Genomic DNA, 15,060 nt, shown 5'->3' with positions numbered 1-15,060 from the left:
CTATCCTCAGTGCGCCACGGCGGCGGCGGCCGCTTCATCGATCAGGCGGCCGGAACGGAAGCGTTCCAGCGTGAAGGGCGCGTTGATCGGGTGCGGTTCGTTCTTGGCGATGGTCCAGGCGAAGGTATGCGCAGCGCCGGGCGTGGCCTTGAAACCGCCCGTACCCCAGCCGCAATTGACGTAAAGCCCGGCAACCGGCGTCTTGCCGAGAATGGCCGAGCGATCCGGCGTCACATCGACGATGCCGCCCCATTTACGCAGCATCCGCATGCGGTTGAAGATCGGGAAGATTTCCACGATGGCGGCGATGGTGTGCTCGATCAGCGGCAGGCCGCCGCGCTGCGAATAGGAGGTATATTGGTCCGTGCCTGAACCGATCACCAGTTCGCCCTTGTCGGACTGGCTGATATAGGCGTGAACCGCGTTCGACATGACCACGCAGGGGAAGATCGGCTTGATCGGCTCCGACACCAGCGCCTGCAACGGATAGCTTTCCAGCGGCAGACGCACGCCAGCCGTGTCCATGACGACCGAAGTGTGACCGGCGGCCGAAACCGCGACCTTCTTAGCCTTGATAAAGCCCCTCGCCGTCTCGACGCCCGCGACGGAGCCGTCCGCATTGCGGCGAATGGCCGTGACCGGGCAGTTCTGGATGATATCGACGCCTCGGGCGGCGGCGCCGCGGGCATAACCCCAGGCGACGGCATCATGGCGGGCCGTGCCGGCCCGTTCCTGAAGCGCGCCGCCCATGACCGGATAGCGGGCATTCGGCGCAATGCTGAGCGGCGGGCAATAGTCCTTGCATTCTTCCGGGGTGAGCCAGCGATTGTCGACGCCATTCAAACGGTTGGAATGGATATGGCGCTTGAAGCTCTGCACGTCATGGACGTTATGCGCCAGCATCAGCACGCCGCGCCTTGAATACATGACGTTGTAATTCAGCTCCTGGCTCAAGTTCTCCCAGAGATCGACGGCGTGATCGTAAAGACGGGCGCTCTCGTCATAGAGATAGTTCGAGCGGATGATCGTGGTGTTGCGGCCGGTATTGCCGCCGCCGAGCCAGCCCTTGTCGATGACCGCGACATTGGTGATGCCGTGCTGGCTGGCCAGATAATAGGCAGCGCCCAGACCATGGCCGCCGGCGCCGACGATGACCACGTCATATTCGGCTTTCGGCTGACTGTCGGGCCATTGCTCGTCCCAGTTCTTGTGGCCGGTCAGGGCATTCCGCAAAAGATTGAAGGCATTGAAACGCGTCATGAGCGGACCCGATGGTTGGAAAATCTCGTGTCGCAAAGGCTAGGAGCATTTGCCGCGCCCCGGCTGGACAATCGCGTCTGTTTGCATGAATATTTGCGTCATGACCTCACACCGCGCCAGAAAACGCCTCAGCGTCGCCTTCCTGCTTGCCGACCGCTTCACGCTGTCAGCCTTCGCGAATTTCGTCGATGTGCTGCGCCTTGCGGCCGATGAGGCGGACCGTTCCCGGCCTATCCTGTGCGAATGGTCGGTGCTCTCGGCAAGTTTGAGCAGCGTTCAGTCGAGCTGCGGCGTGAAGGTGCAGCCGGATACGCGGCTGATGGACGCCGGGCACTACGACTATATCGTCGTTGTCGGTGGCTTGATCAGCGATCACAGCGCCCTGCCGCATGAAGCGCTGCGCTTCCTGAAAGAGCGGGCGGCGGTGGGCGTTCCCATCGTCGGGCTATGCACCGGCGTTTTCATCCTGCACGAGGCCGGCCTGCTCGACGGTTATCGCTGCTGCGTAAGCTGGTTCCACCGCCAGGATTTTCTCGACCGTTTCGATACCGTCCAGATGATCTCCGACCAGATCTTCGTCATCGACCGCGACCGGCTGACCTGTTCCGGCGGCCACGGCGCCGCGCATCTGGCAGCCTTCCTCGTCGAGCGTCATGTCGGCCAGTCCGCCGCCATCAAAAGCCTCAACATCATGATGATCGACAGCGCGCTGAGCGGCGAAAAGCCTCAACCCGGCCAGCAGAGCGCGCGCAAAGCCAACGATTCCCTCGTCAAAAAAGCAATCCTGCGGATGCAGCAGAATATCGAGGTTCCGAGAACCGTGCTGGAACTGGCGAATGATCTCGGCCTTGGCCGCCGCAGCCTCGAACGGCGTTTCCTCGCCGACCTGGGCGCAACGCCTTCGAAGGTCTATCTCGAGCTTCGGCTGGATCGCGCTCTGTCGCTGCTGCGCACGACGCGTGACAGCATCACCCAGATTTCGCTCGCCACCGGTTTTTGCGATGCGCCGCACCTTTCCCGCACGCTACGAGCCGAGCGCGGTTTCACCCCCAGCGAATATCGCAAGACTCAGGCCGGCCACGTCGCAACCGAAGAGGAATTCGCCGTCGGCGTGCTGCTTCCACAATCCTGAAAATCTTGCCTCTGTTCTAGGAACCCGCACCCATGAAGGTCACCCGGGTAAGAGCCGTGTAGTTGGATTCCGAGGCCATCAGGGCTGCGAAGACGAGCACAAGAACCGGCGGAAGCAGGATGACGTAGATCAGGACCAGCCGTTCCCACGCCATGTGCATGAAAATCGCCATGATCAGCCCCGCCTTCAGGATCATGAACAGGATGATGAGAGACCATCTCGGATAGCTCTGAATGCCAAGATAATCGACCATATAGGAGAAGGCGCTGAGGACGAAAAGCAGTCCCCAGACCACCATGTAAAGTCTTATCGGATGCTGCTGTCCCTGTTGTGACTGTTGCTGTGCCATGATGCCATCCTCACTCACCACAGATAGAAGAATGCGAAGATAAAGACCCACACCAGATCCACGAAGTGCCAGTAAAGCCCGGTTATCTCGACGATCTCGTATTGGCCCTTGCGGCTGGTGAAGAACCCCCGCCTTTCCTCATCGAAATCTCCCCGCCACACCTTGCGCGCGACGATGAGAAGAAACAGGACGCCGATGGAAACATGGGTGCCGTGAAAGCCCGTGATCATGAAGAAAGCCGAACCGAACTGCGCCGCACCCCACGGGTTTTCCCAGGGGCGAACGCCCTCTGCGATCAGCTTGCTCCATTCGAATGCCTGCATTCCCACGAATGTCGCGCCAAGCGCTGCCGTCGCCACCATCAGCGCGGCGGTTTTGCGACGGTCGCGGCGATAGGCGAAGTTGACGGCCATGGCCATTGTGCCGCTGCTGCTGATGAGAACAAAGGTCATTATGGCAATCAGGATCAGCGGAATGTGCCTGCCGGCAATCGTGAGCGCGAAAACCTCGCTAGGATTGGGCCAGGCCGCGGTGGCCGACATGCGCGCCGCCATATAGGCCAGCAGGAAACAGCCGAAAATGAAGATATCGCTCAGGATGAATATCCACATCATCGCCTTGCCCCAGGAGACGTTCTTGAACGCCCGCTGGTCCGATGACAGATCGGCGGCGACACCGCGCAGTCCCGCCGGCCGCAGATGCGGATCACTTACCGGTCTTTCCTCCATGGATGCGGCCATGATCGACACTCCTCAGGTGACCAATTGACGGCAGAGATCGACGAAACTGTTCGCCCAGCCGGCGAAAAGCGCAAAAAGGACCAGCCAGACGACCAGCATGAAATGCCAGTAGATGGCGCACAGCTCCACACTCAGGCGCATCCTTGCCGACAAGGGCTCGCTCCGGGCACGGATTGCGGTGCGTCCAAGCACGAAGAGCCCGCCCAATATATGCAGGCCGTGCAGGCCGGTGATCATGTAGAAGAAGCTGTTCGATGGGTTATCCGCCAGAATATAGCCTGCGGAGATGAGTTGCTGCCACGCCAGGAATTGACCGGCGACAAAGAAAACAGCCGTCGCAAAGGCTGTCACAAGAGCCGCATTCAGCCTGTCGCGATGATCTGGACGGGTTTCGGTTTTCGCCCATTGCAGCGCCAGACTGCTGGCGGCGAGCGCCGCGGTGTTCACCCATAACAGTCCGGGGATCGGGATACCCCACCAGTCGGCGCCGCCCATGCGGCCGAGATAGGCGCTGATGAGCAAGGTGAACAAGGCACCGACAACCGCCAGAAATATCCCAAGTCCGACTTTCGCGATTGTCGCCGACGATCCCTGCATCTGCGGCGCATCGCCTGCCAGACCGACTTCCAGCCAGGGCTTCGAGGCCAGCCGCTGCCGCGCCATCCACCAGCCGATGATGCCGGCGATCCCGGCCATGAAGACGAGGATGGCGCTCATGACAGGGCCCTTTCGGACGGCCCGGCCGCAGCCGGCTGGTTTTGCGGCAGGAAATCCTCAGCCGCGCCGGGCACGCTGTAATCATACGGCCAGCGATAAACGACCGGCAGTTCCTTGCCCCAATTGCCATGAACCGGCGGGGTCTGCGGCGTCTGCCATTCCAGTGTCGTGGCCCGCCACGGATTGCCGACCGCCTTTTTGCCCCAGCGCAGGCTCCACTCGAGATTGAACACGAACAGCAGTTGAGCAGCACCGACAATGAGCGCGGCCACGGTGATGAATATGTTCAACGTGTGCGCCGAATCTGGAATGAAAGCGGTTTCGCCCAGCTCGTAATAGCGGCGCGGCACGCCCATCAGCCCAAGATAATGCATCGGGAAGAAGATGGCATAGGCACCGAGAAAGGTGATCCAGAAATGGACGTGCCCCATTGCCTCGTTCAGCATCCGGCCCGTGACTTTCGGATACCAGTGATGAATCGCACCGAAGATCACCATGATCGGCGCGACCCCCATCACCATATGAAAATGGGCGACCACGAACATCGTATCCGAAAGCGGCACATCGACGACGACATTGCCGAGGAAGAGGCCCGTCAATCCGCCATTGATGAATGTGACGATGAAGGCGAGCGCAAACAGCATCGGCAGGGTGAGATGGATATCGCCGCGCCAGAGCGTCAGCACCCAGTTATAGACCTTGATCGCCGTCGGCACGGCGATGATCAGCGTCGTGGTTGCGAAAAAGAACCCGAAATTCGGGTTCATGCCACTGACATACATATGATGCGCCCAGACGACGAAGCTCAGCGCCGCGATGATGACAATCGCCCAGACCATCATGCGGTAGCCGAAGATATTCTTGCGCGCATGGGTGCTGATCAGATCCGAGACGATGCCGAAGGCGGGAAGTGCAACGATATAGACTTCCGGATGGCCGAAGAACCAGAACAGGTGCTGGAACAGGATGGGACTGCCGCCCTCCTGCTTCAATTGTTCGCCCATCTCCACGATGGCCGGCATGAAGAAGCTCGTGCCGAGCAGCCGGTCGAACAACATCATGACGGCGGCGACGAAGAGCGCCGGGAAAGCGAGCAGCGCCATGGCGGTCGCCGTGAATATGCCCCATATCGTCAATGGCATGCGCATCAGCGTCATGCCCCGCGTGCGTCCCTGCAGCACGGTGACGACGTAATTCAGCCCGCCCAAAGTAAAGCCGATGATGAACAGGATCAGCGATGACAGCATCAGGATGATGCCCCAGTCGCGCCCGCCCGGCGTTCCCGAAAGAAGCGCCTGCGGCGGATAGAGCGTCCAGCCGGCGCCCGTCGGCCCGCCGGGTGCGAAGAAACCGGCCACCAGCACAAGGACGGCGGAGAGGTAGAGCCAGTAGCTCAGCATATTGGCATAGGGGAACACCATGTCGCGCGCGCCGAGCATCAGTGGGATCAGGTAGTTGCCGAAACCGCCGAGAAACAGCGCGGTGAGCAGGTAGATCACCATGATCATGCCATGCATGGTGATGAACTGATAATAATGTTCCGCATCGATGAAGGAGAAATAGCCGGGAAAACCGAGCTGCAGGCGCATCAGCCAGGAAAGCACCAGCGCCACCATGCCGATTGCGATGGCTGTCAGGAAATATTGAATGGCAATGATCTTGGCATCCTGGCTGAAGACATATTTCGTCCACCAGCTTTTCGGGTGATAAAGCTCGACGTCCTCGACTTCGGCGGGCTGAATGACCTGCCCGGCGCCGGATCCAATCTCGACCATGTTCCATCCTCCCTGTTCCCCCGATGCGGTCTTCCCTTCCGATATGCGCGGCGCTTATCTGGCCGCCGACGTTTCCGCCGAAGCCAGCAATTTCGAGAAAGTCGGCTGCTGCTGCAGCCAGGCTTGATAATCGGTCTCGGTATCGACGACGACGGTGCCGCGCATCTGCGGATGGCCCACACCGCACAGTTCCGCGCAGAGAACCTCGAAGGTTCCCGTCCGGGTCGGCGTGAACCAGTAATAAGTGACCGAGCCGGGGATCATGTCCATCTTGGCCCGGAACTCCGGCACATAGAAATCATGCACGACATCGACCGCGCGCAGCAGCATTTTCACCGGCCTGCCGGCGGGCAGATGCAACTCGCCGCCTTCAACGATGACATCGTCCATTCCGGCGGGATCGTTCCTGTTCAGGCCGAGCGGATTGTCGGGTCCAATAGCGCGCGTATCCGCCCGCCCAAGCCTTCCGTCCGCTCCCGGCAGGCGGAAACTCCATTGCCATTGCTGACCGACGACTTCCACTTCGCTCGCACCGTCCGGAACGGTTACGAACTGGTTCCATACGAAGAGACCCGGCAGAAGCATCGCAGCCACCCCAACCCCGGTTCCACCCGCCAGCCACCATTCCAGGCGCTTGTTTTCGGGCTGGTATGCCGCCCGGTTTCCGGCGCGGTGCCTGAAGCGGAACACGCAATAGGCGACGAACAGCACGACGGCCGAGAAAACGAAGCCGGTGATCCAGAAAGTGATGATGATCGTATTGTCGATATAGCTCCAGTTCGAGGCTATCGGCGTCCACCACCACGGGCTCAGCAGGTGGAATACGATCGATCCCACCACCAGCAGAACGAGAATCACAACGACAGCCATCGTCTCCTCCCGTGACCCGGCCACGAATACTTCTACAACCCCATCGCGAAGTATATTAGAATTATCTCATAAATTGATCAGGCGGGCAATTACGGTGGCGCCTGCGGCAGTATCCTCTTCCTGTGCTACGGCCTCAATCGGGAAGGCAATCGCGAAAAGCAGACAGATCGGAAGAAAACGATACCACATGGCATCCCCGCACTCTCCATGGCAATCCCACCCGCCGCGGCTCCCCTCAGCGGGCCGCAACGGCAGGGAGGATGATCTACGGATAGATTTCCTTTACGAATTCAGGGCGTACGGCTTGGATAATCGGACACGATCAGTTTCCGATAGAGGTGCCAGGTCGAGTGGCCGAGGATGGGCATGACGACCGCGAGGCCGATAAATACTGGGATCGTGCCGACGACGAGCAAGGCCGCGACGATCAATCCCCAAAGCGCCACGGGAACCGGGTTGGCAAGCGTGGCGCGGATGCTCGCATCCACCGCCGCGACTGCGCCGACATCCCGGTCGAGCAGCAGCGGGAACGCCACCACCGTTGTCGCCAGCACGACGACCGCGAAAACGAAGCCGGCCAGATTGCCCCAGACGATGAGGGAGAGACCTTGCGAGGTCGTCAATACGTCCGACAGAAAGGTGGAGAGCGAAACCGGACCGGTCGCATCGAAAGTCGCAGTGTAGATGCTCTGCGCAACAATCAACCAGACGACGAAAAGCACGAACAGCATGACGGCGACCGCGATGATCGACGGCAGGGCCGGAGAGTGACGAACCTCCAGTGCATGCCGCCAGGAGCTATCCAACCCCTGCTCGCGTCGTCGACTGATTTCATAAAGCCCGATGGCCGCGATCGGACCAATCAGTGCAAAACCCGACATCAGCGGATAAATAACCGGCAGCAGATTGGCGCCGGAACTCCACATCACCAGAAAAACACCGGCGATCGGATACATAAGACAGAGAAAAACATAGTGGGACGGCTTTTCTTTAAAGTCCTCAAGTCCCAGCTTCAACGCATCCACAATATCCGGGATGCCAATCTTGCGGACTTCCGGGCGGGCAAATTCACCACTCGCACCGGCCATGACATGGAATGCCGTCATAGCACTTCTCCTCCTGCGCCATGATCCGGCTGGCGGTACAGGAACGCTCGGTGACTTCTATCGACGCGTCAAACCGCAACCGGCTGTTTTGTAATTTATCAAATTCTGTCGCCTTTGTCGCCTGTTCTTTAAATTGGAGAAATCAGATGCCCGCTGCCGGCACGGTCGACGGAACCGTACTTGTGCAGGTTTTGGATCGTTGCCAGCTCCGCGCACTGTCTATGGCGCGTGCGAAGCGGGCATGGTCTTCGGCATCGACCGATCCGTCGGGCGCGAATATCTCGGCATCGCCTCGCAGGGCCGCGACATCGACGCCGCACAGTTCCGCCAGACCGAGCGCCGTCAACTCGCGCATGGCAGGCACGCAAATGGTTCGACCGCTGGCGGCGGCCAGAAAGCGGGCGAAATAGCGGCTGTTCGACAAACCGCCATCGATGGAGATCGTGTCGCCTATGGGGGCGACAGCCGATGCCGCCTCGATCAACCGCGCCGTCAGCAGGGCAATACCTTCCAGCACGGCGCGCACCATGTCACGCCGCTCGGTCGCGTGGTCCATGCCGATGAACAACGGCACGGCCTGCCTGTCCCAATAGGGCGCGGCAAGGCCCGAAAGAGCGGGCACGAAGACAAGGCCTCGGCGAATGGCCGACGGCCCCTCGAAACCGTCGAGTTCGGCATTTTCAGCATAGAGGCCGATCTTTTTCGCCCATTCGAGCGCCGCGCCGGCATCATAGATTCCGCCTTCGATGGCGAAAACCGCAGGGCCGCCCTGCATTTGCCAGCCAACGGTCGGCAGAAGCTCTCCCGTCAAAGGCCTCCCGTTACCGGCAACGGCCAGCAGAAAGGCCCCGGTTCCGAAGGTTATCTTGCAATCGCCGGCCTTGCGGCAGCCATGCCCATAAAGCGCTGCCTGCTGATCGACGATGGAAACGCGGATGGGCGTTCCCTCGACCGCGCCGAAGCCGCCATCGACAGGGCCGATTTTGGGCAGGCAATCCAGCGGCACGCCGTGAAGCGCGCAGAGTTCCGGGCTCCAGTCTCCGGTTGAAAGGTCGAGCAGACCCGTGCGCGACGCCGTTGCAAGGTCGGTGCGGAAACTGCCCGTCAGCCGGTCCAGAAAAAACGCATCGGTGGTGCCCAGCCGCAAACGGCCTGCGGCGCGTGCCTGTGCCACTGCCGGATTGTGCCTGACCAGCCAGGCCAGTTTGCTGGCCGAAAAATAGGGATCGAGCGGCAACCCGCAAATCTCTTTCGAACGATCCGTTGCCGAAGGCGGCAGGGCGGAGAGCGCTTCGGCGGTGCGGGCATCCTGCCAGACGATGACCGGCGACAGCGCCTCGCCGCTCACGGCATCCCACGCCAGGCAACTCTCGCCCTGATTGGCGATGGCGATGGCATCCACCGGCCCGGCGGCAGCCAGCACTGCGCGGATGTTGCCCAGCAGTTCATCCGGATCATGTTCCACATGGCCGGCGGCCGGATAAAATTGTGCGTGACGCCGGCTGGCCACGACCTCCGCCGTGCCGCCATCGCTCACCACAAGGCACCGGGTCGATGTCGTTCCCTGATCGATTGCGGCAATGCGCATCAATTGGCCTCCTGAAAGTGAAAAGCAATCTGCCCCGCTTCAAACGCCGCGCCGGGAATGGGCACCAGCACACGGCGTTCAGGACGCCAACGGCCGGTCTTGCTCCACACGTCCGTTCCGTCGAGATGCAGCGAAAGCCGGCCTTGAATACGTCTGGTGAAACGAAGCTGAAAGTCACGAAATGCGGCTCTGTCGAGCCCACCCGGCCGCAACATGGCTGGAACCGCCAGCTTGAGCGGGTCGGCGAAGGTGACCGGCACCCCCGGCGCGCCGCATGGTTCCCGGGCGAGATCGTCGGCCACCGCCGCGCCAACCCGACGCCCTTCGCGAAACGCCCAGCCGCCCGTTTCCACGGCCCGCAAGACATTCCCGCCGGCGAAGAAGATCGGATTGGCCATTCGCCCGTCCTGGTCGATCAGCGGCCCGGCGCTGCCTGCCGCAACCTCGACGGGGGATGCATTGAGAAGCGCTGCCTCCGGCGTGAACCGCCCGGTGAGCAGGATACCGTCGCATTGAACTGTCAGGATGCGACCATCCGCCAAACGGATATCGGCCTCCTCGACCCGGCCGCATCCGCGAATATCTGTGAGTACCGCGCCACAATGAAAGGGCACCCCGGCCAATCGCGGAAACCAATGGAAAGGCGACCGCGCCTGCGGATGCGGTTCCGGCTCGATCATCGCCACCGGCCGGGCGCGATGCGTCAGGCAGGTCAGAAGCGCGGAAAAGGAAACCAGTTCCGAACCGACGATAAGCGGCCGGCGAAAGGGTATGATGCCGTGGAAGGCGACATAGGATTGCAGCGTGCCGGTGGTGACCACACCCACCGGCCGGTCGCCGGGTAATAGCCGCGCGGAGCGCGGTTTTTCCCGAGCGCCGGTGGCAAGCACGATACGCCGGGCCTTCAGTGTCTCGACGCCGCGCGCCGACGTCACCAGCAGCGCGCCATCCTGCCCGAGTTCCACCACGGAATGACCGGTGCGGATATCGACACCCGCATTCTGCGCCTGCCGCTGCAGGCGTTGCGCATAGGCCGGGCCGAAATAGACGCGTCCGAACTCACGCATGCCGAAGGGCGAATGCACGCAATGCCGGGTTGCACCACCAAGGGCCGGCTCGCGCTCGAGGATCATCACGCGGGCGATACCGCGCGCTTTCAGCTCCAGCGCCGCCGCCACACCCGCCGGGCCGCCGCCGACCACGATGACATCCGCACTCATCGGTCGCCTCCCTCGCGAACGGCAAGCGGGATCGCCAGGCGGTCGCCCGTCATCGCGGCCAGCCGGGCGTTGCAATAAAAGCCTTGGCAGCGCCCCATGCCGGCACGGGTGCGCCGCCTCAGCCCGCCGAAATCGCCCGGCGGCACCGGGCTTAAAAAGGTCGCCTCGATCTCGCGCCGCGTGACGAGTTCGCAATGACAGACGATTTCGCCGTGATCGGCACGCTGCCAGTCCCGCTCGCAGGTTTCCGTCAGGTTGGGCATCGTCACGTCAGGAGCCGAGGGCGGTGGGACAAAATGCGTGCCGAAACCTTCATGAAGTCTCAGCGCATATTGCGCCAGACCAAGTGCGGCGCTAAGGCCCGTGGAGCGAATGCCGCCGAGCGTGATCGCCCGCCGGTCCGGCCGGGCGGAAATGCGGTAATGCTTCTTTTCAGACGCGGGGCGCAGACCGGCATAAACGGCGGTTACGGAAACGGAGGCCAGCGCCGAAACGATCTCCGCACCGCGCTCCAGCAGTGCTTCCAGCGTCGCCGTCTCGACCGTCGCGCGCTCCCGGTTTTCCTGCTCTTCCGCCGTCGGGCCGACGAGAACATTACCGAAGGCGGTGGGGCACACCACGATGCCCTTGGTGATTTCGGTCGGAACCGGCAGGACGATACGGGGCACATGCCGGCGGGCGGCCTTGTCCAGCACCACGAACTGCCCCTTGCGGGGCTTGATGGCGAAGTCGGGCGGAAGCCCGAGACGGGCATCGACGATATCGCCGAACAGCCCGGCGGCATTGACAACGCTCGCGGCAAGGATGACACCCGCCGTCGTCTCGATCCGCCAAACGCCGTCGAAGACACCGGACAGGACTTCTGCGTTGCGCACCAGCTTTGCGCCCAGCGCCACCGCCTGCGTGAGATAACCCAGCGGTGCGGACCAGGGATCGATGATATGTTCACCCGGAACGTCGAGCGCAGCGACAAGGCGTTCGGACAGGCCCGGCATGGTTTCACGGGCCTGCACGGCCGTAAGGAACTCAAGCCCGGCAATGCCGTTGCGCCGGCCCTGATCGGCGATCGCTTGCAGTTTTTCCGCCTCGTGCGGATTCCAGGCGCAGACCAGCGCGCCGGTTTCGACGAGGCTGAGGCCCATCTGCCCATGAATGGAGAGATATTCCTCCCGGCCCGCCTTCACCAGTTCCAGTTCCAGACTGCCTTCCGGCGCATCGAAACCGGTATGGAGGATGGCGCTATTGGCCTTGGAGGCTCCGGAGAGAATATCAGGGCCTTTTTCAACAACCACCACCTTCGCACCGGCCAGTGCGAAACGGCGGGCAACCGCACAACCGACGACGCCGGCGCCGATGACGGCGACATCAAATTCCGTGGAGGGGATCTGAGCCATGGGCTTCCCTTTGCTTTCGTCGTTCAACGCGAAATCAGCAGGCGCGACGGATCGCGCCGATGCAGCAGCGGCGTTCATAAACGGGAGTGAAATTCGCGCCTGTGCCAGTAGGGGCAGCCAGCGCCAGCCGGCGGCCCCGCGACTTTATTTCACGAAAGTCTTGGTCAGGCCCGCCGTGCGGTCGACGATGAGGACGACGGCAAGGGTGAGCACGATCAAGAGAACGGAAATGGCCGCAACGAGCGGATCAGCCTGCGTTTCCACATGCTGATACATGGCGACGGGAAGCGTGGTGATGCGCGGGCCGGTGAGGAACAGCGAAATTACCGCTTCGTCGAACGACACCAGAAAGGAAAGCGCCGCCGTCGCCACGACACCCGGCGCGATCATCGGCATGGTCACGCGTCGGAAGACGGTGAGCGGCGATGCCCCGAGTGTCGAAGCAGCCTCCTCGAAGATCAGCGGCAGGCCGGCAAGCGAGGTGGTGAGAACACGCAGCGCATAGGGCAGCACGATGATGAGATGGGCGATCACCAGACCGGTGAAGGTGCCGAGCAGGCCGGCACCGGCAAAGACGATCAGGATCGCGAGGCCGAGAACGATGGTCGGCAGCAGCAGCGGCGCGGTGAAGAAGGCGAGAAGCGCATCCGCCCCAATCACCCGCATGCGCACGATGGCATAGGAGGCCGGCAGCGCTATCAGCATGGAGAGCGCGGTGACGATGATGGCGAGAAGGGTGCTGGTGCCCAGCGCTCCCATCATCTTGGAATTATGCATGAGATCGACATACCAGCGCAGGCTCCACCCGGAGGGCGGAAAGGTCATGTAGCTATCGGCTGAAAATGAGATCGGCACGACGAGAACCACGGGTGCCAGCAGGAAAAGGAACATGACGAAGGCGACGATTTTCAGCGCCAGCGGAGCGGGACGTTCTTCCATCTTCGATCTCCTTTAAAGAATGGCCCGCAGAAGCCGGGAATAGAGCACCAGGGCAGCGCCGAAAATCACGAGGATGATCATCGACAGCGTCGCGGCGAGCGGCCAGTTGAGCGTCACGATGGCCTGATCGTAGATTTCCGTCGCGAGAAGGAAGACGCGCCCGCCGCCAAGCAGCTTGGGGGTGATGAACGAACTGACGGCGAGAACAAAGGAAAGCAGGCAACCAAGCGCGACGCCGGGCATGGTAAGCGGCACGATGATCAGCCAGAATACCTTCCATGGCGATGCGCCGAGCGTTTCCGCCGCCTCTTCGACACGCGGATCGAGCCTGCCGAAACCGGCGAGCAGCGCCAGAATCATATAGGGCATCAGGATTTCCGTAAGACCGATGACGACGCCGACCTTGTTGAACAGCAGCCGCACACCGCTTTCGGCACCGAGCGCTAAGAGGATGTTGTTGATGAGGCCGTCATCGGCAAGGATCGCGATCCAGCCATAGGTGCGCACCACGGCCGATGTGAGCAACGGCGAAATGACGAGTACCAGCAGCAGCGTCTTCCAGCGGCCCTGCGCCCGGTGAAGATAAAGCGCGATGGGATAGGAGGCTATGAGTGTGAGAACCGTAATCAGAAGGCTGGTCAGGATGCTCTGGCCGATCAGTTCAATATAAAAACCGTCGGTCAGGGTGGACGACCAGTTGTCGAGCGTGTGGGCTTCGCCGAGGCCGCCGCCGCCAAGGCTTTCACGGAAGGAAAGCAGGAGCAGGTTGAAGACGGGCATGACGAAGGCCAGCCCATTGACCGCAATGATCGGCCCGAGAAGAAGCGTTGCGAGAAACACCATGGAGGATGTGCGGCTGCCGGGAGCCGTGATCATGACCGCCGCTGTCATTGTCCTGCTCCGAAGACCAGCGTGTCCTCCACCCGCCAGATGAGACTGACCGCGCTGCCCGCCGCCACAGGTGTTTCCCCGCCGGAAGTCGCGCGCTCCACCGACAATGTCTGTCCGCCCGCGGCGATCTCGTAGTGAAGGATATCGCCTGCATAATAGACATCGCGAACCTCACCGGCGATGCGATTGACCGGCGCTCCGTCGAAATCGGGTGCGGCGTCACCGGCAACCGTCATGGCCATACGGTGCGGCCGTACCATAAGGTCGATCGTGCCACTGTGCGAGCCGGGCGCACGCAATACCGCATCCCCGACCGTGATGTGATCGCCGACGGCATTGCCGACCAGCCTGTTGGTGCGGCCGACGAAAGAGGCGACGAAAGCCGTCGCCGGGCGCTCGTAAAGATCGTGCGGCGTGCCGAGCTGTTCCAGACGCCCGCCATTGAGCACGGCGACCTTGTCGCACATGCTGAGCGCCTCCACCTGATCATGGGTGACGAAGATGGAGGTGATGCCGAGCTGTTTCTGGATGCGGCGGATTTCAGAGCGCATCTCATCGCGCAGCTTGGCGTCGAGATTGGAAAGAGGTTCGTCAAACAAAAGGATAGAGGGCTGGATGACCAGTGCACGCGCCAGTGCGACGCGCTGCTGCTGGCCACCGGAAAGCTGGGCGGGCCGGCGATCCTCGCGCCCTTCCAGCCGCACCATGGCAATCGCTTCGCGCGCACGCCGTTCCGCTTCGGCAGCCGGCACCTTGCGCATTTCAAGACCGAACATGACGTTCTTGAGAACCGTCATATGCGGGAAAAGCGCGTAGCTCTGAAAAACGAGGCCAATATCGCGCTTGTAGGGCGCAAGCTGCGTCACATCCTTGCCGTCGATCAGGATCGAACCTGACGTCACGGGGGCAAGGCCGGCAATCATGCGCAGCGACGTCGACTTGCCGCAGCCGGATGGACCGAGGAAGGCAACCAGTTCGCCCTTGGGAATCTCGAGATTGAGATTATCCACGGCGACCATGGTTTCGTAGCGCTTGGTCAATGAACGAATCGAGAGAAATCCTGGCTGCATGATGTCTGA

14 protein-coding genes are annotated in these 15,060 nt (G+C 61.7%); 1 reads left to right on the top strand and 13 read right to left on the bottom strand.

What is annotated here, in order from left to right; translation table 11 throughout:
* Positions 1-6: 6 nt before the first annotated feature.
* Entirely contained in the window at positions 7-1,260 is a 1,254-nt protein-coding gene (locus F3H58_RS17560; protein WP_003521992.1) for a sarcosine oxidase subunit beta family protein, read from the bottom strand.
* Positions 1,261-1,345: 85 nt separating this feature from the next.
* On the opposite strand from F3H58_RS17560, the gene F3H58_RS17555 reads away from it, so the two are divergent.
* On the top strand, positions 1,346-2,392 hold the full coding sequence (locus F3H58_RS17555) for a GlxA family transcriptional regulator (protein ID WP_188128971.1): 1,047 nt from the start codon (positions 1,346-1,348) through the stop codon (positions 2,390-2,392).
* A gap of 16 nt (positions 2,393-2,408) precedes the next feature.
* Here the strand turns inward: F3H58_RS17555 and F3H58_RS17550 are convergent, their stop codons facing one another.
* The 12 genes from F3H58_RS17550 to F3H58_RS17490 form a co-directional block, all read right to left on the bottom strand.
* Positions 2,409-2,741, bottom strand: a complete 333-nt coding sequence (locus tag F3H58_RS17550) for a cytochrome C oxidase subunit IV family protein (protein ID WP_149743076.1) — start codon at positions 2,739-2,741, stop codon at positions 2,409-2,411.
* Between the two features lie 14 nt (positions 2,742-2,755).
* Positions 2,756-3,481, bottom strand: coding sequence for a heme-copper oxidase subunit III family protein (locus F3H58_RS17545; RefSeq protein WP_003521989.1), 726 nt, complete (start codon positions 3,479-3,481; stop codon positions 2,756-2,758).
* A 12-nt stretch (positions 3,482-3,493) separates the two neighbouring features.
* The gene (locus F3H58_RS17540; protein WP_149743075.1) at positions 3,494-4,198 is read right to left on the bottom strand and encodes a cytochrome c oxidase subunit 3; all 705 of its coding nucleotides are present in this window, start codon (positions 4,196-4,198) and stop codon (positions 3,494-3,496) included.
* Positions 4,195-5,973, bottom strand: a complete 1,779-nt coding sequence (locus F3H58_RS17535; RefSeq protein ID WP_149743074.1) for a cytochrome c oxidase subunit I — start codon at positions 5,971-5,973, stop codon at positions 4,195-4,197. The genes F3H58_RS17540 and F3H58_RS17535 overlap by 4 nt, the downstream gene beginning before the upstream one ends.
* A 54-nt stretch (positions 5,974-6,027) precedes the next feature.
* Positions 6,028-6,843 (bottom strand): cytochrome c oxidase subunit II, encoded by an 816-nt coding sequence (locus tag F3H58_RS17530; protein ID WP_149743073.1) that lies wholly within the window; start codon positions 6,841-6,843, stop codon positions 6,028-6,030.
* 290 nt (positions 6,844-7,133) lie between these two features.
* Entirely contained in the window at positions 7,134-7,949 is an 816-nt protein-coding gene (locus F3H58_RS17520) for a DUF2189 domain-containing protein (RefSeq protein ID WP_059761155.1), read from the bottom strand.
* Positions 7,950-8,091: 142 nt separating this feature from the next.
* Positions 8,092-9,537 carry an FGGY family carbohydrate kinase gene (locus F3H58_RS17515; protein WP_149743072.1) on the bottom strand — a complete coding sequence of 482 codons (1,446 nt, stop codon included), beginning with the start codon at positions 9,535-9,537 and terminating at the stop codon, positions 8,092-8,094.
* The gene (locus F3H58_RS17510) at positions 9,537-10,757 is read right to left on the bottom strand and encodes an NAD(P)/FAD-dependent oxidoreductase (protein WP_149743071.1); all 1,221 of its coding nucleotides are present in this window, start codon (positions 10,755-10,757) and stop codon (positions 9,537-9,539) included. The genes F3H58_RS17515 and F3H58_RS17510 overlap by 1 nt, the downstream gene beginning before the upstream one ends.
* Positions 10,754-12,151, bottom strand: coding sequence for an NAD(P)/FAD-dependent oxidoreductase (locus tag F3H58_RS17505; RefSeq protein WP_149743070.1), 1,398 nt, complete (start codon positions 12,149-12,151; stop codon positions 10,754-10,756). The genes F3H58_RS17510 and F3H58_RS17505 overlap by 4 nt, the downstream gene beginning before the upstream one ends.
* A gap of 144 nt (positions 12,152-12,295) precedes the next feature.
* The gene (locus F3H58_RS17500) at positions 12,296-13,090 is read right to left on the bottom strand and encodes an ABC transporter permease (RefSeq protein WP_149743069.1); all 795 of its coding nucleotides are present in this window, start codon (positions 13,088-13,090) and stop codon (positions 12,296-12,298) included.
* A gap of 12 nt (positions 13,091-13,102) precedes the next feature.
* Positions 13,103-13,981, bottom strand: coding sequence for an ABC transporter permease (locus F3H58_RS17495; protein ID WP_149743068.1), 879 nt, complete (start codon positions 13,979-13,981; stop codon positions 13,103-13,105).
* Positions 13,978-15,051 carry an ABC transporter ATP-binding protein gene (locus F3H58_RS17490; protein WP_149743067.1) on the bottom strand — a complete coding sequence of 358 codons (1,074 nt, stop codon included), beginning with the start codon at positions 15,049-15,051 and terminating at the stop codon, positions 13,978-13,980. Before F3H58_RS17490 ends, F3H58_RS17495 begins: the two co-directional genes overlap by 4 nt.
* Positions 15,052-15,060: the final 9 nt, after the last annotated feature.

The organism is Rhizobium sp. NFACC06-2 (assembly GCF_900101425.1).
Taxonomy (GTDB): domain Bacteria; phylum Pseudomonadota; class Alphaproteobacteria; order Rhizobiales; family Rhizobiaceae; genus Agrobacterium; species Agrobacterium leguminum.
This window is presented reverse-complemented; position numbering and strand designations above follow the sequence as displayed.